At 48.4% G+C, this 23,004-nt stretch carries 16 protein-coding genes; 8 read left to right on the forward strand and 8 right to left on the reverse strand.

Going from position 1 to position 23,004, the window contains the following annotated elements:
• Positions 1-23: 23 nt before the first annotated feature.
• From HB364_RS27220 to HB364_RS27265, 6 genes are all read right to left on the reverse strand, one after another.
• Entirely contained in the window at positions 24-491 is a 468-nt protein-coding gene (locus HB364_RS27220) for an LIC_13387 family protein (RefSeq protein WP_167291575.1), read from the reverse strand.
• 116 nt (positions 492-607) lie between these two features.
• On the reverse strand, positions 608-1,012 hold the full coding sequence (locus HB364_RS27225) for a hypothetical protein (RefSeq protein WP_167291576.1): 405 nt from the start codon (positions 1,010-1,012) through the stop codon (positions 608-610).
• Positions 1,013-1,195: 183 nt separating this feature from the next.
• On the reverse strand, positions 1,196-2,620 hold the full coding sequence (locus HB364_RS27230) for a T9SS type A sorting domain-containing protein (protein WP_246228626.1): 1,425 nt from the start codon (positions 2,618-2,620) through the stop codon (positions 1,196-1,198).
• A gap of 170 nt (positions 2,621-2,790) precedes the next feature.
• On the reverse strand, positions 2,791-6,825 hold the full coding sequence (locus HB364_RS33270; protein WP_317170725.1) for a glycosyl hydrolase family 18 protein: 4,035 nt from the start codon (positions 6,823-6,825) through the stop codon (positions 2,791-2,793).
• A gap of 13 nt (positions 6,826-6,838) precedes the next feature.
• Complete coding sequence (locus tag HB364_RS27260) at positions 6,839-8,425, reverse strand: glycosyl hydrolase family 18 protein (RefSeq protein ID WP_167291577.1); 1,587 nt, start codon at positions 8,423-8,425, stop codon at positions 6,839-6,841.
• Between the two features lie 127 nt (positions 8,426-8,552).
• Positions 8,553-9,995 (reverse strand): carbohydrate-binding protein, encoded by a 1,443-nt coding sequence (locus HB364_RS27265; RefSeq protein WP_167291578.1) that lies wholly within the window; start codon positions 9,993-9,995, stop codon positions 8,553-8,555.
• A gap of 358 nt (positions 9,996-10,353) precedes the next feature.
• Here HB364_RS27265 and HB364_RS27270 point away from each other — a divergent pair, with 358 nt between their 5' ends.
• Together HB364_RS27270 and HB364_RS27275 are read left to right on the forward strand one after the other, a co-directional pair.
• A complete protein-coding gene (locus tag HB364_RS27270) occupies positions 10,354-11,784 on the forward strand; it encodes a phytoene desaturase family protein (protein WP_167291579.1) in 1,431 nt (476 codons plus the stop codon).
• A gap of 164 nt (positions 11,785-11,948) precedes the next feature.
• The gene (locus tag HB364_RS27275; protein WP_167291580.1) at positions 11,949-12,224 is read left to right on the forward strand and encodes a hypothetical protein; all 276 of its coding nucleotides are present in this window, start codon (positions 11,949-11,951) and stop codon (positions 12,222-12,224) included.
• A gap of 1 nt (position 12,225) precedes the next feature.
• Here HB364_RS27275 and HB364_RS27280 read toward each other — a convergent pair whose 3' ends face one another.
• On the reverse strand, positions 12,226-12,675 hold the full coding sequence (locus HB364_RS27280) for a universal stress protein (protein ID WP_167291581.1): 450 nt from the start codon (positions 12,673-12,675) through the stop codon (positions 12,226-12,228).
• Between the two features lie 151 nt (positions 12,676-12,826).
• Between HB364_RS27280 and HB364_RS27285 the strand changes: the two genes are divergently transcribed.
• The 4 genes from HB364_RS27285 to HB364_RS27300 all read left to right on the forward strand — a co-directional run bounded on the left by HB364_RS27285 (position 12,827) and on the right by HB364_RS27300 (position 18,319).
• Positions 12,827-14,056: a helix-turn-helix domain-containing protein gene (locus HB364_RS27285; RefSeq protein WP_167291582.1), complete on the forward strand. Its 1,230-nt coding sequence runs from the start codon at positions 12,827-12,829 to the stop codon at positions 14,054-14,056.
• 145 nt (positions 14,057-14,201) lie between these two features.
• Positions 14,202-17,078 (forward strand): TonB-dependent receptor, encoded by a 2,877-nt coding sequence (locus HB364_RS27290; protein WP_167291583.1) that lies wholly within the window; start codon positions 14,202-14,204, stop codon positions 17,076-17,078.
• A gap of 40 nt (positions 17,079-17,118) precedes the next feature.
• Complete coding sequence (locus tag HB364_RS27295) at positions 17,119-17,934, forward strand: tyrosine-protein phosphatase (RefSeq protein ID WP_167291584.1); 816 nt, start codon at positions 17,119-17,121, stop codon at positions 17,932-17,934.
• Between the two features lie 127 nt (positions 17,935-18,061).
• The gene (locus HB364_RS27300; RefSeq protein ID WP_167291585.1) at positions 18,062-18,319 is read left to right on the forward strand and encodes a DUF6520 family protein; all 258 of its coding nucleotides are present in this window, start codon (positions 18,062-18,064) and stop codon (positions 18,317-18,319) included.
• A gap of 39 nt (positions 18,320-18,358) precedes the next feature.
• Here the strand turns inward: HB364_RS27300 and HB364_RS27305 are convergent, their stop codons facing one another.
• Complete coding sequence (locus tag HB364_RS27305; protein WP_167291586.1) at positions 18,359-19,711, reverse strand: DUF418 domain-containing protein; 1,353 nt, start codon at positions 19,709-19,711, stop codon at positions 18,359-18,361.
• A gap of 122 nt (positions 19,712-19,833) precedes the next feature.
• Here HB364_RS27305 and HB364_RS27310 point away from each other — a divergent pair, with 122 nt between their 5' ends.
• Together HB364_RS27310 and HB364_RS27315 are read left to right on the forward strand one after the other, a co-directional pair.
• A complete protein-coding gene (locus HB364_RS27310; protein WP_167291587.1) occupies positions 19,834-20,997 on the forward strand; it encodes a TlpA disulfide reductase family protein in 1,164 nt (387 codons plus the stop codon).
• Between the two features lie 125 nt (positions 20,998-21,122).
• A complete protein-coding gene (locus HB364_RS27315; protein ID WP_167291588.1) occupies positions 21,123-23,000 on the forward strand; it encodes a cytochrome-c peroxidase in 1,878 nt (625 codons plus the stop codon).
• Positions 23,001-23,004: the final 4 nt, after the last annotated feature.

The raw sequence follows: 23,004 nt of genomic DNA on the forward strand, positions 1-23,004 counted from the left end.
CCGGAAATGTTGATAAGATAGGATTAAATCTGGTTTAATGGCATATTTACGGGCATGGTCAATATAATTATATAAGCCGTACCAAAGCATCCTACTCCCAAACCTATCAGGATAGCTGGAAACTTAAACCAGTATTTGATGGCCAGCCAACCGTAATACAGGCCTGCGAAAATAATTAAAGGCGCCAATAACCGATAGTATAAAAAGGCATCAAAATGAAAAAGGCTCATGAGCATCGTCCACAAACCGAAAATGGCCTGTGCTGCGCCATGGCTTACATTGAGCCCTGTCCAGGCTTTCCACATGGTTGTTTGGGAAGATATCCTGAGCCGTGTATAATGCATGGCAATACGAACGTGTTTGTCATCGGGAGATAAAGCGCCTGGCTTTTTTATATCCAATATGATCAATACAATATGCAGTAATCCCAATAGCAGAAAGGGTATGGCCCCCAGCACCAGGAATGTTTTTGCCAAATTATATGTTGCCATATGTTTATTATTTGAAACGTACGAGGTGTGCCGGTGGGCGAAAGGATCAGTAACCGCAGAAGAAACGGCATTCGTGAAATGCCGCTTCTGCCTGACCTGTGAAGAAACTTTTTATCTTATTTGTTCATATAAAAAGCGCCGCCGTTTGAAACATTATAGCGATAACCCCAGGTGCCTGTTAAAGTATTTTTAGCCTCGTTCAGGGTAGCTGTAACGGAATACCCGTTTGAAGCGTCAGCGAGATAACGTAAAGAAGCTACAAACTTATAGCCGTTGATCGTCCATGTACCCTTTGCTAATTTAACGCCATACTTGTTGACCTCTTCTATAGTGCCACTGCTCCCAAGGACAAAGGCAAAATAAAGAGCGGGTGAATCGGACCCATTACCATATTTACCCACCCAGTTGCCGGCCATTTCACTGGACTTAGGAGTTGTAGTAGCATCATCCTTATCCTTTTTACAGGCCATAAAGGTGCTTGCACATAATAAACTGAGAACTGTGATCCTGAGAAGTTTCATTGTTTAAAGTTTAATGATTAATTTTTTATTTGTTATGCGAAGCTACCGGGTTGAATGGCTGCCAACAACTCACTTAATCCAATAGCAGGTTTCAGTTATTGAATGGTAAAAAGAAAGCCGGGAAGGCGGTATGACGGAAGAATTTTCCGCCTTACCACCTTCCCGGCAACATTCTTTGTGGAACTATTTTACAAATCGCCTCGTAACAGACTTACCTTCTTTGGTAAATACGAGCGTGTAGATGCCAGCGGTAAGTTTTGATACATCTACCCGGTTGGTAATGGGCCTGGCATTCAGTACCTGCCTGCCCGCTATGTCATATACCCTTACCAATCCGCCCGACAGGTCTTCCGCAGTCATTATATAAAGCTGGTTGCTCACAGGATTAGGAACTATTTCGAATCCCGCTTTAACAGTGGCCGGTTCATCCGGCGTGCGTTGTGTAGTTACAGCCGTTGATCCTTGCGCATTTACCGCTACTGTAGAAGCTACTACCAGCGAGGAAACCTTGTCATTCCAGCCATCATTCACCAGGCAATCATCATCAGCCGTCTTCACCAGCGTGCTGCCCCCGAAATTATCATCCCAGTATAAGGTTACCTTATATCCGCTTTGTACACGCAGGGAAGAGATGTCATCATTGAGTATGCCTTTGGCCTGCAACTGCGCCAGTGTATAACTACCCGGCAGCAAGGGGACTGCATAACCTCCATAGGAGCAATCCTTGTACACGGTAACTGCCCCGTCGGGATAGGTGAATGGAAAATCAATACGCGCCTGGTTGAATTGCGTTTCATAGCTGGCCGGCCAGCCGAAAGCAGTGGTGGCCAGCGGCTTCAGGTTCACTCCGGCCGCCCCGCTCCAGAAGTGAATAAACTCACCCCAGTTCATACTGCGGCTGTAAGCACTGCCACTTTTGGGAAAGTATTGCGACAAGAGGGTAAAATACCTGTTCAGGGTTTGCGTGCCTCCATAAGCACTGTAAATGGGATAAAACCAGTCGCGGAACCAATAGGTATTCGCGCGGGGAAAACTGCTGGTGCCATTGATCATAAGGTTATACCAGCGGGTTACATCACTGGTGCGGCCAAGTCCGCGGTATACATCATAGATGAATATTTCGGCCCACTTGCTATCGCCCCAGATGCCAAAGGCCGGCGAATTCTTGATGCCCTTGCTGGCCCCTTCCACAATATGGGCCACTTCATGGGTTACAATATCCAGGTCATTGTTGGCGCCGCTGGTCCAGGGGCCGGGGCCTACGTCGATGACATTCCGGTAATCATGGCTGGCGTCAAAATACGTGGAGGGGTGACCGCCACTGTATTTGTTGGTATGAAAGATGGCAAACAGGTGGGGATCGCTGCCAAAGCTACCGTACACCGACTTGGTATAGCGCCATACATCGCCCGCAAAAGCATAAGGCCAGGTTACGGAAGCGCTTACGTCATTGTCGTAATAAACGGCCACATCATTGTCGTAAAACTTTCTGTTGAGCAACTGGTTGTGTTCAAACCAGTGTTCCTGCCAGGTAGCAGGCGGCGTTTGCGCCATGATAGTACTGCTTATGATCAACAGGAATAGGAAAGAAAAGGAAAGGTGTTTCATAATAAGGAAGGTTGAATGGTGAATAATGTTGATAGGACAGTTGAATGAAACATTACCATTAGTGAGTATTGAAAAAAGAATCCAGCATTCAGCATTCAGTATCCAGGAGCTTTTGCGTGGCTCGCTGTATTCTTCTGAATGCTGAATTCTGAATTCTTTACTCTTTGTTTTTACTTCACAAACTGTTTCGTGATCACTTTATCCTTCTTTGTAAAGATCAACGTATAAACTCCCGGCGTCAGGGCAGACACATCTACTTTATAAGTAGCGGCCCTGGGAGCAAGTACCTGCCGGCCATTGGCATCCACTACACGGATGGTAGCGCCGGTAAGACTTTCCCCGGTACGGATGTTTAACTGGTTGCGCACAGGATTGGGTGATATGCTGAAACCACCGGCATCTGCTACCTCATCCATAGTGGCTTTGCCTGTTGCAGCAGACCTTGAAGCCGTTAACCCCGAACCACAGGTACCCATGGGCTTCCACCACCAATCGGCTGTGCCTGGTGTTACGTTGTACAAATTGTCTGACTGGCTTTGGTACAACACGTTGTTATATACCACCAGGTCGCCATTGTTGTAAATTTTGGGATAAGGCTGATAAGCAGCCACGCCGGTACAGTTCACGCCACCGCCGGTACTGGTTACAGTGATGCTTACTGCTGTGGAGGTCGTTTGTGCCCCGGCATTGTCCGTGGCTTTAGCGGTAATGGTATAAGAACCTGCCGCTATATTGGTCCAGCTAAAGCTGTACGGACTGGTTGCGTCGGATCCCAATAAGGTGGCGCCATTATAAAATTCCACCTGGCTTACGGTGCCGTCGGCATCAGCCGCTGTAGCCTGTATAGTAATAGAAGCGGGAGCTGTAAAGGAAGCATTAGCAGCAGGAGCTGTAATACTAACTGTAGGTGCTGTATTACCTGTACCACCGGAACAATCACGCACATAAGCCCAGGGCAGTCCATCACCGGTATTGATATCCGGCTGATTGCCTTGCGTCCACCATTTGGCCTGGTACACTTTATTATTGTACACTACCTGGTTGCCGCTGGTATATACGGCCGTTGCACTCCAGGCTGCAATGCCATTACAGTTGCCACCACCGGAACCAACAGTAATGGTCACAACAGCAGAAGTAGTAACAGCACCTTGATTGTCTGTAGCTCTCGCAGTGAGGTTGTAAGTACCATTGCCTACACTGTTCCAGGCGTAACTATACGGACTGGTAGCATCGGTACCCAGCAAAGTAGCACCATTGTAAAAATCCACCTTGGTGACAGAACCATCTGCATCAGCCGCCGTAGCCTGTATGGTTATATTGGCCGGCGCTGTAAAGCTGGCATTGTTGGCCGGGGCAGTAATGCTTACCGTGGGTGGCGTATTGCCAGGATTGGTACCCAGGAAGTAATTATAATAGTTGGTGGCAAACTCATCATTGTTGGTCTTGTCCCAGTTGATAGACCAGGTCATGATGCCACGCAGGCCGGGATAGCCGGATGGTTTCCTGAGCGTGTACTGGCCACCGAAGGAAGTGCCTTTGGTAAGGTAATCCAGCGCCTGTTTCACACTGGCGGGCGCCAGATAACCACCGGAAGGAGCCGCCGCCGGAACAGCAGGCAGGCCAAACGCCACCTGGTCTTCCCGCAGCGCCGGGAAGGTCATACCGGTGCCTGCTACCGGGAAACCATAGAGCAACATCTCTGTCATAGCCACAATGAAGTCGGGCGTAGCCTGAGAATATACCCTGTTGTCCATACCCATCACCGATCCTGTATTGTAATACTGCGGGTGAATGACGGTAAGTTCATTCCGCAGGCCATAGATCAATGGCAGGTAAGCGCCTACGAGGGGCGAGTAATTGGACCCGTAAGCTGTTTGCACATAGTAGGTTTCCGGCGCCATGGTGAGCCAGCAATCTTTGCCCTGCCCTTTGCGGTAGTTAATGATCTCCTTGATGGCGGCGATCATATTGACCACTTTGGGTGTAGTGGGGGCGGTGAAATTATTATCCCCATTATCCAGTTGCAGGGAAAGCCCGCCTTCTATATCAATATCAAACCCATCGAAATTATACTGGTCCAGCAGGGCTTTCATAGAAGTTACGAAAGCTTGTTTCTGCGCAGCTGAAGTTAAAACGATGGTGCCGTTTTGTCCGCCCAGGGAAAGTAATACCTTTCTTCCCTGTGATTGCAGGTATTGTATGTCCGCAATAAAATCAGCAGTGGTGGTATTTTCCGGTACAAAGCTGATGGTAGCATAATCGGCAGCGCTGCTACCAAAGGCTACCTGGATCACATTGTAGTTGGGATTCACATCACGCAGGCGGATATAGGGAGGTGAAGCCGTGGCAGATCCCCAGTTGTGCCAATACCCTACGATCACTTTACCGGTTGATACCACAGGACCATTGTTCACCGTAACCGAACTGATGGAAGAAGTAGTGGTAGCACCGGCATTGTCAGTAGCTATGGCTTTGATGCTGTACGTGCCAACACCTACATTGTTCCAGGCAAAGCTGTAGGGGCTGGTTGCATCTGAACCCAGCAAGGTGGTGCCATTATAAAAATCCACTTTGGCAACGGAGCCGTCTGCATCACTGGCAGTGGCTTGCAGGGTAATAGCGGCAGGTGCCGTGTATACTGCATTATTGGCCGGCGCGGTAAGGCTCACCACCGGGGCAACATTACCGGTACTGCCGGCAGCAAATACGGCATTGATCTTATTCACCAGGGGTGAAGTAGTGTTGGGGCAATGAATGAGTTTTCCCTTTGCCACGGTGCTGCTGGTCATGTTGGTCATATCTCCATACACCTGCCAGATGATCACACCGGCCAGTCCATTGTCCTTGATGTATTGCGCTTTTTCACCAACAGAACGTTCATTGTCATAACTCAGGAAGTAGTTGCCTTTCGTTTTATAAGGCACTTTGGCCACATCATCCCAATGATCTGTCCAGCCCGATCCGGCGCCGGTAGTGAGTTGGATATTGGCATAGTTGGGGGTGCCATCCCAGAGGTCTTTGGCCCAGTTGGTATAATCGGCGCAGGTCTGTATAGGTCCATCGGGTTGTACAGTCTCCGCGCGTTTTACGGTAGCGCCATTCAAGGCCGCAGCCGATGAAGTGATCACTCCACGTCCATAGAAAGGAGCGCCAATATTCACTTTGCTCATGTTCACCCCCAACTGGCGAAGCCCCTGCACAGTAGCATGTATGGAAAATCCGGAATATTCGGCACCGGGATAGTCATACAATGGTGCATTGTGTCCTGCCTTGTTGCTCCAGCCACCATTGTAATCATAGGTCATCATGTTGAAATAATTGAGCGTATTGCTCAGCCTTGGCCAGTCGAATCCCTGCAACTTGGAAGGTGGCGCGGCAAAACAGGAGGTCATGAGTTTAGTGCTGCCAATAGCTGCGCGCACCTGTTCCAGCAGGATCGCAAAGTTGGTAAAGTCGGCCGGGCCATAGTGCTCTATGTTCATGCCCGCATCGTTGGGATATTCCCAGTCAAAGTCAATGCCGTCAAAACCCATGTTCACCAGCTTCTGGCAGTCGGCTACAAACCGTGCCCGTTTGGTAGCATCGGCCGCCATTTCGGGATAATGCTTGCACATACTCCATCCGCCGATGGAAGCCAGTACCTTCACCCCTTTCTGATGTGCCAGCTCCAGCAGGCCGGGCGCACCGCCTTGCTTATGGATCGCCAGGGGGAAGCTGCCTGTTTCGCCGGTGTTCACATTCTTCCATCCACCGCCTTCATTGCGATACCCTTGCTGATAAGCATAGCTGCCATCCGAAATATAATAGAGGGTTTCCAGCTCGCCATGCAGCAGGTAGAGGTCCCAACTGCTGTAGATATCTGTATTCAACAGGGGAGATGGCGCCTGTACAGCACCCACCTGGTAAATGTTCTTATTGCGGAAATCACCGCTGTGCAGCGAACCATCCTGCGCCACACCAAAGAAAGAAAAATTGAGGATGGTGTATTGTGAATAGTCCACATTCAAATGATTGTACCCGCCTTTGGGTACGAGGTTGGCAACTTCCTTCCAAGCATCCCATTGGGTAATATAACCAATGACCTGCTTGCTGTGTTGCTGCGTGGTTGCAGAGACTGGTGGCGTTACCTGGGCCGAAAGTATGCCTGAGAACAATAGTAATAAACAGCACCAGGTAATTCGGTGCCAATAGTGTCGGTTCTTCATTATAATATTGGTTTTACTTAATAAATTGTTTAGTGATTACCTTATCCTTCTTCGTAAAAATCAACGTATACATACCCGGAGCCAGGGAGGATACATCTACTTTATAAGTAGCTGCCCGGGGGCTTAATACCTGCCTGCCGGTTATGTCTACTATACGGATAGTGCCGCCAGTCAGGTCCTCACCTGCCTGGATGTTCAACTGGTGCTGAACCGGGTTGGGATACAATACCCATTTGTCTCCGGCGGGCGCATCATCACTAATCGTGCCGTCTGTTGTCTTACCTGCTGAGGTTAACAATCCTGTAGCAGGTGGTGTAATCCGCAGCCAGTTGAGGTTCCAGCCGCCGGCCTGTGCATATACGCCTACATTGTAGGTGCCTGCATTGATATACACGTTGTGCGTAATGGTGGTCCAGTTTTGCCAGCCGCCGGTAGAAGGAACAGCCAGGGCGCCCAACTGGATAGTACCGGCATTCAGGTCAAGCGATAAAGTGCCACCGCCATTGAGACTGGCCACCCGGTATTCCACTTTATACGTACCGCTTACCGGGAAATTGATATTGTAGTAAGCCATCCAGTCGGTGGCATCTATCCAGCCTACATTTTGTCCGCCACCGGCATCAGTACAGGCTTCTGTTTGTATGCCCTGCATATTGCTATAATTCTCGGCCTGGATGGTAATGGGATTACCGCCCCCGCCACTCCTTTGCAATACTACTTCATGAATGGCCGACAACAGGGAGTTAGCTCCGGTAGCATCCTGCGAAAGCTCCCACATCATAATGCCATTGCCCTGGTCAAATGCGAGGTTGGTCTTGCTTTTAATGGTGGTAATACCATTATAGCCTACGCCGCTGAACACATCGGCATAGGGATTGGCGCCGCGGCCTACCAGCGTAGCAAAAGATTCCCAGGAAGGCCGGCCATAAAAAGGAACACCCAGCACTACTTTGGAAGCAGGCAATCCCCTGCCCTTCCAGTAATTGATGGATTGTGTGGCATAGCTATACGTGGAATGGTCGAAATTATTAAAATCATACGCCATCAGGTTCAGGAAGTCCACCACATTGAACACACTGTTGAGAATGCTGGCACCATTAATACCCACCACTGCCGCTGTGAGTAGCTTGCCCCGGTTATGCATCTCGGTAGACAGTTGCTGCATGAGCGTAGCATAATTGTTGGCAGAAGCGCCATTGTCTGGGTATTCCCAGTCAATGTCGATGCCATCCAGGTTATACTGGTTCACAAAATTGATCATGTTGTTCACAAAACTGTTGCGGTAGGTACTATTGGCGGCCAGGCTTTCAAAAGCGCCATCATCGCCATTATTCCAGCCTCCTACAGCAATGAGCACCTTTTTGCCATTGGCATGCGCCAGTGATACGAGGCTCTGTAATTTGGAGGGGTTTTCTATGGCCTGTAATCCACCCGTAGCTGTGGGCAACAGGAAAGCATAATTGATGTGGGTTAGCTTACTGTACTGAATACTGTTTACATTGCCTGCCCAGGAAGGCATGTAGCCTACTACTTTGAATTGGGGAAGGACAGACTTTGTTGCAATGATAAATAGGACAAGAAGAATGGATGTCTTTTTCATAGTTTATTTGTTTATTAGAGAATTCAGAATATAGAATTCAGAATCCAGTATTCAGAATCTTTTACTCAGCCAGAGAAATACAGGCACCTGTATTTCTTCTGGATCCTGGATTCTTTACTCTGTGTTTTTACTTAATAAATCGTTTTGTGATGGTCTTTCCTTCTTTGGTGAATAGCAACGTATACACCCCCGGTGCCAGCTTCGATACATTGATGCGATTGGTGGCCTGTGTAGCGGTCAATACCTGCCGGCCCATGATATCGTATATGCGCAGCAGTCCGCCGGCGAGGTTTTCCCGGGTAGCAATCCGTAATTCATCTTTTACGGGGTTGGGGAATATCTCAAAGCCGGTTGCATCACCGGTAGCTTTCCGTTCATCTGTGCCGGTGGTGTTGGCAGCTATGCGTGCTGAACCCTGCCGGGTAATGCGTATCCAGTTCAGGTTCCATCCACCGGCCTGCGCAAACACGCCTACATTATAGGTGCCTGCATTTACATGCACAGTATGCGAAATGGTAGTCCAGTTTTGCCAGCCACCGGTAGAAGGCACATCCAGTGCTCCGAGTACCGTAGAACCTGCATTCAGGTCGAGTGATAACCTGCCGCCTCCGTTGAGGCTGGCCACGCGGTATTCCACCAGGTAACTGCCGGTAGTGGGGAAATTGATGCTGTTATAAGCCATCCAGTCGTTGGCATCTATCCAGCCTACATTTTGTCCGCCGCCCGCATCGGTCGTAGCTTCGGTTTGCACACCCAGCATGGCACTGTAATTCTCTGCCTGGATGAGTACGCTGGAAGGACCGCTGCTTTGCTGGTATACCCGTACATAATCAACATACATATTGGCAGGCATAGCGCCATTATTAACGGTAAAGCCGGGCCAGTTGCCGCCGATGGCCATGTTCAGGATGATAAAGAAGTTGTTGTGGAATTCATGCGTGCCATTGATGCCGTTGGCAATATTGGCCTCATGAAACTGTACTCCGTCAATAAACCATTTGATGGAGGATGCCGTCCATTCAATAGCATACACATGAAAACCCGTTACGTTCACCGCGGTATTGCCACCGTAATTGGCATACTGCGCATTGTGGTCGCGCCAGTGTATGGTGCCGTATGTCCTGTTCTCGGTGTTCACGTGCTCCATCACATCTATTTCACCACAGTCGGGCCAGCCGGCGGTGCCAATATTATCGCCCAGCATCCAGAAAGCGGGCCATACACCCTGGAAGGCAGGCATGGCAATACGGGCTTCCACCCTTCCGTATTTCCAGGATTTACGCCCCTGCGTTTTCATACGCGCTGAGGTGTAATTCATGCTGCCGAAGCTCTCATTGCGGGCAGTGATCACCAACTGACCATTTTGTACTGTAGCATTCTGGCTGCGGTAATACTGCAGTTCATTGTTGCCCCAGCCGCCCGATCCGGTACCGGTTTCAAATACCCAGTCGGGCCCAATGCCATTGTCAAACTCATCCTGCCACACAAGCTGCCAGCTTTGTGCTGCTGCAGGATACACCGTGAAGAAGAGGAAGGATAATAAAATGGTAATGCGTGCAAAATGTTTCATAAGCATAGGTTTTTATTGATGTTATTTAATATAGCAGGCGCCGGCGTTTCGTTGGCCGGTTATTGTTATCACTTACTTAGTGTACCCATACTTGTCTTGTGTAACCATGCTTTTTCTATTTTTTTTATGCACACTGGTATTTTCCGAAGTTGCCTGGGGAAGCTTACGTATGGATATGCTAAATCGATGTAGACCTAAGCGGTAGTATATGTGTAGTGCTTAAGGGTAATCCTGTACAAGCCTGGAAATGGTACTGTGACGTAGCGATGACGTAGTTGTTGACGTAGTGGCTAATCCCCTACTTGCCAGGTAGGATAATAAAATTGCTTTTATTGCCCCGCGGGAATATCTTTGAAGGATGGAAAGGCATGATTATGATGCTATTGTTGTCGGCTCAGGGCCTAATGGACTGGCAGCAGCCATTACCCTCCGGCAACGGGGATTATCGGTATTGTTAATAGAAGGGAAAGACAGTATTGGCGGCGGTATGCGTACCGCGGAACTTACCTTGCCGGGTTTTCAACATGATATCTGTTCGGCTATTTTGCCCATGGCCGTCACTTCTCCGTTTTTCGCCACCCTGCCGCTGGAACAGTTTGGCCTGGAATATATCTATCCCGAAGTAGCTGCGGCCCATCCCTTTGATGATGGCAGCGCGGCTGTATTGAAACGGTCTATACAGGAAACAGCCAGGTTGCTGGGGGCTGATGAAGGCGCCTACCTGTCACTGATGCAACCTGTAGTAGCAGACTGGCCATTGATCGCCAGCGATATATTGGGGCCTCTTCGTTTCCCAAAGCATCCCTTGCGGATGGCGCGCTTCGGATTAAAGGCATTGCCGTCTGCCGCTGCTATTGCAAAGCGGTTCGCCACCCAAAAAGCCAAAGGGCTGTGGGCCGGTATGGCTGCCCATTCTATCCAGCCGCTTACCAATGCTACCACTTCGGCAATCGGGTTGGTATTATCGGCAGCAGGTCATCTGTACGGTTGGCCCGTGCCCAGGGGCGGCGCTATTACGGTTGCCAATGCGCTGGCTACTTATTTCACCTCACTGGGCGGGCAGCTACAAACAGGTTTTATGGTGCAATCGCTGAGCCAGTTGCCTTCTGCGCGTGCTGTATTATTTGATGTAACGCCCAAACAATTAATGGCCATTGCCGGTGATCAGTTCTCCGGTCTTTACAAGTGGCAACTGAACCGCTTCCGGTATGGCATGGGCGTTTTTAAAGTAGACTGGGCGCTAAATAGCCCTATACCATTTACCGCTCCTGAATGCAGGCAGGCAGGTACAGTGCATCTTGGCGGTACCTTCAAAGAGATCGCTGCCGGCGAGCAACTGGCAGCAAGCGGCGGCCATCCGCAACGTCCTTATGTATTACTGGCGCAGCAAAGTCTTTTTGATGATAGCAGAGCCCCTGCCGGGAAACAGGCGGCCTGGGCTTATTGCCATGTGCCCAATGGCTCTACGGTAGATATGACTGCTATTATTGAAGAACAGGTGGAGCGGTTTGCACCGGGCTTTAAGCAAACCATCCTGGCCAGGCACACCTTTAATTCCATGCAACTACAGCAATACAATCCCAACTATGTGGGTGGCGATATCAATGGCGGCATTATTGACCTGGGCCAGTTATATACCCGTCCTGCCTTACGCCTGTCTCCCTATAAAACATCCGCCAAAGGCCTGTATATCTGTTCTTCTTCTACACCACCCGGTGGCGGGGTGCATGGCATGTGCGGATATCATGCTGCCCGACAGGCGTTAAAGGATGTATTTAAAATAAACTAATAATAACTCCTATTTTGGTGATAATCAGTGCTTAATTGGAGTATGCTGCCTGATTGTCAACCCTTCTCTTGCCGCAAAACTTAACATTGGCGGATAAACCCTTCTATTATCTTTATGTTATCATTACATTATCATTTCGTAACTTATCAGTAAATCATTGTACAATGTCGACGAGTAAGAACACAGAAACGCAGCAGGCAACTTCCAAAAAGTCAACACGCAAAGAGATCGGCCTCCAACTGACCAACGTGTTGAACGGCCTGAAAGATGCATTGGGGCAAAAGAAATTTGAGCGCCGTATTAAAAAGGCAGCCAAATTACTGACAGCAGGCATCAAAACAAAACCTGTAAAAAAGGAGAAAAAGGGGAAAGGGAAAACAAAGACCAATAAGTCAAAAAAAGCAACAGCACCTAAGGCTGTTAAGCCAGTGACAGAATAATTTATTCAGCCTTTACCAATTCCACGGGGCAGGCAGCTTTTTCAGATAGCTCTTCCGGTTTGAATAACCTGTCTGCCGCCTCCTTTCTGTCATCCGTTCCAACATCTACAAACATTTTATCAACGTCTGTCGCCAACGCCAATATTGTATTGACGGACGGTGCAGTAATTATTTGCGTGGTGTAGTTTATACCGGCAGCATCAGCTTTGTCTTTTATCAACCTAATTTTTCCCTGTATTAACTGGTCGTCATCCTGCTGCGCATCTGCTTCATTGGTCAGCGCCTCAGCCGCATCAATATCACTGGGAAACACATATCCCTCTTCTACCGGCTCTTCCTGCAGGAAAAGTACCCGCAGGTCTGACTTATGTTCCTGCGCCCAGGCTATAGCGTGGTCCAATGCCGTGTAGGAAAAGGAAAGTCCGCTGAAAATAACCAATGTGGAAGACATAACTGAAGTTTATAGTTTTTTGTTGTGGTTGTTGCCTCACAAACCTCTTGCAATTATGCGGCCAGCCCCGGCCCCACAAACTATAAACATTAAACCATAAACTATATACTGATAACTCAAAGGTAACATTGAGAGAATAGTTTTGCCGGGTATGGAATACATCATCATATTGGGCGCTTTCCAGGCTTTACTGGCCCTTTGCCTGTTTATTGCCAGCAGGCGTAGAAAACCTGCCGATAGTCTGCTTACCTGGATGTTGATCTGCATCTTCACCCATCTTTCCATTAAGTTCATTATTTATGCTGCGTCCGGGAGTATACTACTCAAAACGGCCTTCAATACTTTTATAGATCTCGCCTATGGTCCTTTATTATGGATGTATGCCCGGAAAGTGAAAAACGATCATTACCGGCCCTTACAGCACTGGTATTTGTTGTTGCCCACCTTTGCGGCAGCCGCCATTTATACCTTCATCACTGTGAAGCTCATCAGTGATCCGCCGGGGGCTGTACGCTGGCTTAGCCTGTATAATGAGGTCACCAAGTACCTCATCCTGCTTTCCACGACTATATTCCCCCTTTTATGTTTGCAGGTGAGCGCTCAACTGCCGGCATTCTGGAAAAGTGAACAGCAACTGATCAAAAAGATAGCCGCCTGCTTCCTGTTGATACCGGCCCTATGGATGATTACCAATATCATCAATGCCCTGCATGCGCTTGACGACCAGACGATCAATACCGGCATCCGTATCATTGCCTATTCCAATATGCTGGTGATGTGCCTGTTCATCATCCAATACCGGTTGCAGGCACAGGCATTGAATAATAAGGCATCGGATGAAAAGCAACCGGCAGAACCGTCTGACTTTCCCGTGCCGGTTATTTTGGTGGAAGAAAAGGAATCACTGGTATTAGCTGTACAGCCTGCCGGGGGAGATGTTGTACCGCGTAAATCAGCACTTACAACACTGCAGCGCGAAGCGATCGCTGTAAAACTGGCCGTGCTGATGCAGGAGAAAAAGATCTATACCGATCCGGAGCTTACCCTCGAAAAGCTCTCATCGCTCATTAAAACCCCGCGCCATCATCTTTCCGAAGTATTGAACCAATACCTCCACCAGACATTTTACCAGTATATTAATGACCACCGCATGAAGGAAGTGCTGCACCTGCTGGACCGTTGCCGGCAGCAGGAGGTAACACCTAATATATTATCACTGGCTTATGATGCGGGCTTCAATTCCAAATCTTCCTTTAATCAGTATTTTAAAAAGACCACCGGCTACACACCTACTGAATACCTGAAACAACCGAGGAAAACAGAAAGCCCCCGATTGGCACCCAATTATATCAACCTGCAGCAGTCAATTCAGCCACATTGATAACATTAGCATAATACCTGCAACCCGTTGACAACCAATTACAGCAAGTACAAACGGACGCATTTGCACAGGTACCCGTACTACTCCGCCGGTATGGACGTTTACCGCCCAGAACTATAGCAGCTTTGCCGGAAATTCTTTTGCCATGCGCATCCAATTACGAACTGACTGCAAACGCTTTTTCCTGCTCTGCTTCTTCAACACAGGTATCCTGTTATCTGCTGTTGCACAAACGATCAAAGGCACCGTAGCCGGTAAAGACGGGCAACTACCCGGCGCTACGGTCAATGCTTCCAGCACCAGCAGGTCGGCGTCTACCGACCTGAATGGTGCTTTCACCCTCTCCCTTCCTGCCACCGGGAAAACAACCATTACGATATCTTATGTAGGTTATGAAACCAAAATACTGGACCTGGAGGTAAAACCCGGTATTACCGATGCCGGTATTATTGAACTGAGTGCCGCACAAAGCCAGTTGGGCCAGGTAGTTGTCAAAGGCACCATAGCTGCTTCGCAGGCCAAAGCCTATAGCATCAAGAAGAATTCCATCGCTATTATGGATGTACTGGCGGCTGATGCCATTGGTAAATTGCCGGATCGTAATGCCGCCGAAGCTGTACAACGTATGCAGGGGGTGGCTGTAGCCCGGTACCATGGCGAAGCTGATGCCGCCACCGTAAGAGGTACTCCTTTTGCCTGGACCTCTACTATGTTCAACGGCAGCCGCCTGCCCAGTTCCAATGTACTGGGCAACCGTTCCTCCGTATTGGATGCCGTGCCTTCTGAGATCATTCAGTATGTACAGGTGGCCAAGGCGCTGACACCCGATTGGGAAGGTGATGCTATCGGTGGTTCCGTAAACTTTATCACCCGCACGGCACCAGTAAAACGTCAACTGAATGCCAGTGTAGCGGGCGGCTATAATACCTTTTCACAAAATAGCACCTATAATGCCTCGCTGGTTTATGGCGACCGCTTCTTTAATAACAAGCTGGGCATTATACTGGCCAGCGCTATCTGGGACCGCCAGTGGGGTACTGATAGTTATGATGTGAGCTATAATACCGGGCTGGCCAATCCGGTACAGCAGAAGTCGATCAACAGCATCATGTTCAAACGCTATATGGGTAAAAGGCAAACGTATGGGGCCAACCTCGGATTGGAGTATGCCTTCAACACTTCCCATAAGTTGATTTTCCGCGGACTGATGGATAAGTTCAATGATATACGTCCTGTGTACGAATCCTATATTGATTACACCAATAGCCGCTACCAATACAATTACCGCTATTCCCATTACCAGACAAAACTGAACGGTGCAGAACTGGGCGGCGAGCACCAGCTTGCTGCCCGGGTAAAACTGGACTGGTCGGTGAGCGATTATATATCTAAATACTTCCTGGAAACACCTCCTACCAATGGCAACAAAGGCCTGCCGATTGCTACCTTCCGCCAAAAGATCACTGGCGGGTTCAACAACCTCTCCAGCGATGGAAAAAGGTACTGGGGTTTTGATTCGCCCGATGGCATAGGCGGTGATCCCCTGCATTTTGATGCCGGCGTAAAAAATGCGGCAGAAAAAATGGATGATACCAAACTCACCTTGCAGCAATTGGTGATCGCCCAACTGGATACCAAAGAAGAAGATAAGACCGCCCAATTGAACCTGAAGATAAATGCCACCGATAAGGTAAGCCTGAAGTTTGGCGGCAAATACCGCCACAAAGAGCGCACCAGCACCTTTGGTTCCAATATCGTATTCCTACCAGGTGCGGCTTTGGGTGTTCCCAATTCACCAGCCCTGCTGTCACTGAGCCAACTAAGCCGGGCTGATTTTCCCAAAGGGAATGGGTTCTTTCAGGAGATGGCGGGGAATTATGATCAGTACATCGTTAACCCGCTTGCCAAACAGCAGTTGTTCGACCTGTATGATACAGCCATGCTGCGCAAGAATGGCTTCAGAAATGTTACCCCCGCCGGCAATGCTACTAATTTTTATACCGGCACAGAAGATGTAATAGCAGGTTATGCCATGGCAGAAATTGATGCTACAGAAAAGCTGAAGCTCATCGCCGGCGTGCGCAATGAATATACCAGCCTGGAGCTGAAAGGCTCCAAAGCCACTACAACCGGCTCTCCCGCTACCACTACTATTACACCAGTCACCGTAAAGAACGACTACAATGCCCTGCTGCCCATGGTGCATGTGAAATACAGTCTTAACAAGCAGGCCAATATCCGCGCTGCCTTTACCCGCACTTTTGTGCGCGCCAATTTCAATGATATGACGCCGGGCGAATCGGTAGACAATACCAAGGCACCTATCACCATCACCAAGGGCAATCCCGATCTGAAACCCACCTTTGCCAATAATTTCGACCTGATGGGTGAATACTATTTCTCTAACATCGGGTTATTATCAGGCGGCTTTTTCTATAAGCAGATCCAGGATGTTATTTTCAGCGATAAGGTGTTTTATACAGAAAATGGCAACAACTATGCCCTTACACAGGCGCGTAACCTGGACAATGCCCACCTCTACGGATTTGAAGCCGGTATTAACAAACGGTTCAATTTCCTGAAAGGCTTCTGGAGCGGCTTTGGCGTAGAGTTTAATTATACCTGGATTGAAAGCGAAGTAAAAGTGCCAAGAACAACAGGCACTACCAAAGTGATGGACAAGACCAGCCTGCCCAACCAGTCAAAAAGCCTGTTCAATGCCATCCTGTTCTATGAGCGTAACGGTGTGATGGTCCGCCTGGCTGGCAATTACCGGGGCAAATCGGTGGAGACGATCAATCTGCAACTGGGGCCTGACTTCTATATCTGGACCGATAAGAATTTCACACTCGATGCATCAGCTACGATCAGCATTACCAAAAACCTCAAAGCCTTCGTAGAGCTGAACAATCTCACCAATGAGCCTTTAAGGACGTATATGGGCGATCAGCGCCGCGTAACCATGACAGAGTGGTACGGCCTGAGAGGACAAGGCGGTATACGGTGGGATATAATTAAGTAGTCTCTCTTTTGTCTTTACTATTCACCATTAAAATTATATCATGAAAAAGATCATTTCCGTTATAGCAATCATTCTTCCCTTTATTGCTTCTGCCCAACTGGCCGACAGCACCCAACGCCTGGTACGCATGCAGGGCGCCCTTAATTTCCGGGATGCGGGCGGTTATACTACCAAAGATGGCAAACAGGTAGTATGGGGCAAGGTATTCCGCAGTGCCGATATCAGCAAGCTCACGGAGACCGACCTGCAAACCATGGCCGGTAAACATATTTATACCGTAATTGATTTCCGTGGTGTAAAGGAATCTGCTGCTGCACCGGATAAGTTGTTGCCGGCTACAGATTATACCTTGTGTTCTGCCGGCAGTGACAGCCTGCCCGACATGAAACAAATAGCCCTGCTGGTAAAACAAGGCGGGTTCTTGGAAAAGTTTTATGGCGACGCCAGCCTTCCCTATTATGGTGCGCGTTATAAGCCCCTGTTCCAAAAGTTGCTGGCTTTGCCGGATACCGCCTCTCTCCTGTACCACTGTACCGGTGGCCGAGACAGAACAGGCATGGCCTCTGCCCTGTTCCTCTATGCGCTGGGTGTTCCGGAATCAACCATTGAAGCCGACTTTACGGCTTCCAATGTTTACCTACAGCCGATGCATAGCCGTATGTACCAGGGAATGTCGCAAGGCATGGGCCTGGACATGGCCACTGTGAAAAAAGAAATGGAGCTGCGGCCGGAGCTGCTGCATATTTTCTTTGGTGCCATCAAAAACAAATATGGTTCTATAGAGCAATTCATGCAGCAGGAACTGGGCATGGGCAGTAAAGAGCTGGCAGTACTGAGGAAGAAGTATACAAGGTAAAATAGCAGTATTGATTACTCAAATCGCATGGAAGCAATATTCCATGCGATTTTTCTTTTTCCCATAACACACACTGCAAGAATATTGCAGTGAGGCGGGCTAACTTCAATCACTAAACCTTTATCACATGCGAAAAATTAAAATCCTCCTGATGTCCGCAGCCGTTGTATTGGCTGTGGGCGCCGCTATGGCTACCAAAGCAAAAGTTGCCTGTGACTCCCTTCCACAGTACTACAAAGTGGGCAACAATTATTATCCCGCCGGGGAGTATGGAATTGATTACGTATGTGAGTGGGACCATTTTGGTACCTGCACGTACTATTATGATCCGGGTTCCAAAACGTATTACCCTTGCAAAGCCGGGAAGATCTTGTGGGTGAGGTAACATTTACCGATGCAGCATGAATGCCGGCCTTGTTCCTGGTCATGCAGTAGCAAGGCTGGCATTTGTATGTTTCCGCATGGGTTGTTTCTTCCAATAGGTCAAACTGCGCCACAGCCATTCCAGCGGGCCAAAGTGGAAATACCGCAGCCAGAGGTGGCTCCAGATGATCTGTACTGCCCATACTGCCAACACAAAATAATATACTTCCACCCGCTGCAATTTGCCATACATGCCAAAGCCTACGCCATAAAAGAAAATACCACAGATCAGGGATTGTGTAAGGTAATTCGTGAAGGCCATTTGTCCCGGGGCCCGCATCAGCGCAAACAACCACTTGAACCAACCCGATTTATACAGCAGCAGGAGAAAGCCCAGAATACCAAAAGAGCGAAACAGGCGGGATAATGTGTACAGCTCAAACCAGGTGTGTTTGGTATATTCAAACCAGTTGAAATTGTATTTCACCGTCGGCTGCATCCGTACATACGAAATCCATAACCCCACACCCAATCCTGCTATCGTCATGATCCCATACATTTTGGCCGACGCCTGTCCCAGCAGTACACCTGTTTTAAAGAAAGCCATTCCCACGAACATGAACGCCAATACATCCCATACCCCAAAGTAAACAAACCTCAATAGCATTCCTTCCAGTATGGCGGTCCTGAATTCATAGACCTCTGCATAGCTGCCGGTCGTTTTCCGGATGGATTTTTCCATGCGCTTCACTTTCTTCTCGTGCGTGCTTCTTTCCTTCATATCAGTCATCGCAGTCAGTTGTTCTTTTTGCAGTTCTGTCAGCTTTGTTTTGGTCGTATCTATGGCTGCTACCCGCTCACCTTTGGTGATGACAGCTTTATCCAGGTACAGGTCCCTGTTTTCCCGGGCCATCATGAGCAGAAAACAAATGCCGGCCCCTATCAGCAATTTCTTTGGCGGCAGTTTCCGGAATACATACATGATAATGCCCAGGCAGGCATAGTCAAACAGGATATCGCCATACCACAATAACAACCAGGCATCAAACAATCCAAAGACCAGGAGCCATAACTGGCGCCGCAGGAAATACTCTGCGGGCAATACGCCAGTCAGTTTCTTTTCGGCCCTGCTGGTGAATAAGATAATGCCGGCGCCGAAGAGCATGGAAAAAATGGCCCGTTGTGTGCCCTCTGGGAACAAGATCACCCAGCGATAGATCCAGTAATTAATCGTGCCAAATTCATTGAGCACCGAGGGATCATAGCCAACAGCAGAAGGAAGACCAAAGCCGGGAATGTTCATTAATAAAATACCGAGGATAGCAAAGCCCCTGAGTGCGTCCATAATCCCGATCCGTTCAGTTTGACTTACGGGGGCAGCGAGGGGGGATGCTGAAGCAATAGCAGCAGTCATAGATAAGGTTTGGTTTAATAGTATAGCAAAACTATATGCGTATATAGTATGTCAAGATAAGGTTTTCTCTCTAATTCTTTTGTGGAATTATAGGCGATCTGCATCTACACGCAAATCATATGATGAAAAATAAGCTGATACCCTTTCGGAACAACAAGAGAATAGTTTATTTTTTAATATTAATCGTTGTCCTATCCAGTCATCTTAGTTGGGCGCAAAGCTCAAAAACAGACCCGTGTACTGAATTTACATTGAACATTAAAAAAGAAGGTGGCAAAAGTGATACAGTAAGACTTTTTTATCCTGATTGTGCTGCAAACGGTTTCGATACTATTTTAGTATTGAATGGCCCGGTAACCTATCGTGGTACCGTAGAGCGGGCAACGGAAGCCATACTGTACACTGATATACGTTATCGATACCTCGACGGACCGCCTGTAATCAGATTCATAATAGAACCGGGGCTTATCAACTTATCTTTTAGTTCGGAGAATGATACTGTCCGGAACCTGAAAATAACAGGATCAACATCCCAGGCTGAAAAAGAAAATTGGGAAACAGCCAATGCGGCTTTGTTTGATCCTCATTATCGGGGCAGTTTAGACTCTTTGTATGAAAAGCGTACAGCGGCAGTCATTGTATACATAAAAGCTCATCCTGATTCTTATTTTAGTGGCCTGTTACTTGATCACTATAAACGCAGAATGCCGCTTGATTCTGCGCAGGTTTATTATACCAGCCTGACGACTCGTGTAAAGCAAAGCTGGATCGGTAAAAGCATTTTAAAAGAGTTGTTTGCACTTAGCGGTGATATGAATTTTAGAAAACAAAACAGCGACCCTGCTTTTTTTAGTCAACTGGAAAAAATTAAAAGCTTCCATGATCTCTCCTTGCCCGATATTACCGGGCGGGTCCATCATCTGTCAACATTAAAAGGAAAATATGTTGTTGTTGATTTTTGGGGCAGTTGGTGCGGGCCCTGTTTTGAAAATATTCCGTATTTAAACAACCTGGTTGCTGCCATGAAAGGCAAACCCGTTGCGTTTGTTTCCATAGCCATTGATAAAGACCTTGACAAATGGAAAAGGGCCATGGCAAAACATCATTTTCCCGGTTTAAACCTGGTGGATACGGCAGGGTTTGCGGCCTCTTACTATAATGTGCCCTGGGTGCCCAAATATGTTATCATAAAGCCGGATGGTTCAATAGCTAATGGCGATGCTCCCTATCCGATATCAGGGGAATTAAAGCCATTATTGCTCTCGATTATAAATAAGAAAGAGTAGGTTTTAGTTCGACACCAGATGCTAACAATAAGGTAACATTGACGGACGCTATTGGTTTTCGGGTATCCTTAATTTCGCGCGCCGGAAGGTAGTTATCATTCCTGCCTCCCGGCAACCGGTTACGCATGAAAACTGCTGCGCGCTCCACGATCAGGATATCGTTCATATTACTCATAATGGCTGTCATTGGCTGTTTGCAACTCTCCTTCCGGAAAGCAGTTTCCCCTTCGGTTGGTATCGTTGATGTTTACCTTACTTCTTTTGAAAAGGCTACGGCTGATTTTGAAGGTATGGCTCTTGCCTGGAAAGCGGGCCAGTCATCCCCTGATAGCCTAAAGGCCGGTTTATTGCGCACGAGACTTGCGTACAAAGAGGTGGAGTTCCTATTGGCTTATTATTTCCCGGAATACGTAAAAGAACATATCAACGGAGCACCCCTGCTGCATATAGAGCGCAACGACAGCCGCGCGATGGTTGTTACCCCGCAAGGCTTGCAGGTGCTGGATGAACTGGTATTTGGAGAGGAGTCCGAAAAGGAAAAAGGACAAATAGCGGCGCTTGCACAACAACTGAAAAAGCATAGCCAACACCTCATTGATGGTTTCCGGCAGCAGCCAATAAAAGTAACCGACTGGGCCAACGCGATTCGCCTGCAACTGGTGCGCCTGTTTACGCTCGGTGTTACCGGTTTTGATACGCCCGGTTCGCTGAATGCCCTACCGGAAGCCATTAGCTCGCTTGCTGCCATCAAAGCGATCACGGTGTCTCTTGCGCAAGAATATGGTGATACTGCTGCTTTTCAACCCTTGCTTTCCCAACTGGGTGAGGCTATCGCTTACCTGCAACAACCCGTGGGCTTTGATGATTTTGACCGGCTCAGTTTCCTGCGCAACCATATCAATCCACTGTACAAGGCTTTCCTGTATTTTCCCACCGGCAGAAGACAGTCAGGCTCTTCAGGTACTGCTGCTACCGGCAATATTGCCTGGAACAATGCCAGCCATACTATTTTCTCCGATGAGTTTTTGAATCCATATTATTTCACGGAGCTGACGGAAAAAGAAGACAGCAAAGCATTGCATGCATTGGGTGAAAGATTGTTTTATGATCCTATCCTCAGCAGCAACAATGCTATTAGTTGCGCTACCTGCCACCAGCCAGAGCTGGCCTTTACAGATGGCCGACCTAAATCTGCCAGCAGTATGCAGGAACGTACGGTACAGCGGAATGCACCTACCCTGCTCAATGCGGTGTATGCAGACCGCTATTTTTATGACCTGCGGGCTTTCAGTCTTGAACAGCAGGCCGAGCACGTGATCTTTCACCAGATGGAATTTAATACGGCCTACAGTGATATTACCCGCAAACTCAGCAGGGATGCAGATTATACAGCACGCTTTAAACAATGCTTTGGCGACAGGGAGGTGACGCGCGAACGTTTCACAAAAGCCCTGGCTTCCTATGTATTGTCCCTGCGCTCGTTCAATAGCCCGTTTGACCGGTATGCGCGCGGTGAATCCGATACGCTGAATGTGTTGGCACAGCAAGGCTTTAACCTGTTTATGGGAAAAGCCGCCTGCGGCACCTGCCACTTTGCACCCACCTTTGCCGGGCTGGTACCTCCGTTGTATACAGAAAATGAAAGCGAGATATTAGGATTGCCAGAGCAGCCGGGTATGAAGCTGGCCGACAGCGACAACGGCCGTTATGATAACGCGGTATTCAGCGAGAAGGCCTGGATCTATGAAAAGTCGTTCAAGACCTCAACGGTACGTAATGTGGCGCTGACGGCTCCTTATTTTCATCACGGCGCTTTCCCAACACTGGAGCAGGTAATAGATTTCTACAACAATGGCGGCGGCACTGGTATGGGATTAGCGGTGAAGAACCAGACACTGGCAGCAGATTCCCTGCACCTGACAGACGGTGAGAAAAGGGCACTGATCGTATTTATGGAGTCGCTGACGGATGGAAAGACCGAAAGCCGGAAAGTACGGAAGTAAGAAG

Source organism: Paraflavitalea devenefica (genome assembly GCF_011759375.1).
GTDB classification, from domain to species: domain Bacteria; phylum Bacteroidota; class Bacteroidia; order Chitinophagales; family Chitinophagaceae; genus Paraflavitalea; species Paraflavitalea devenefica.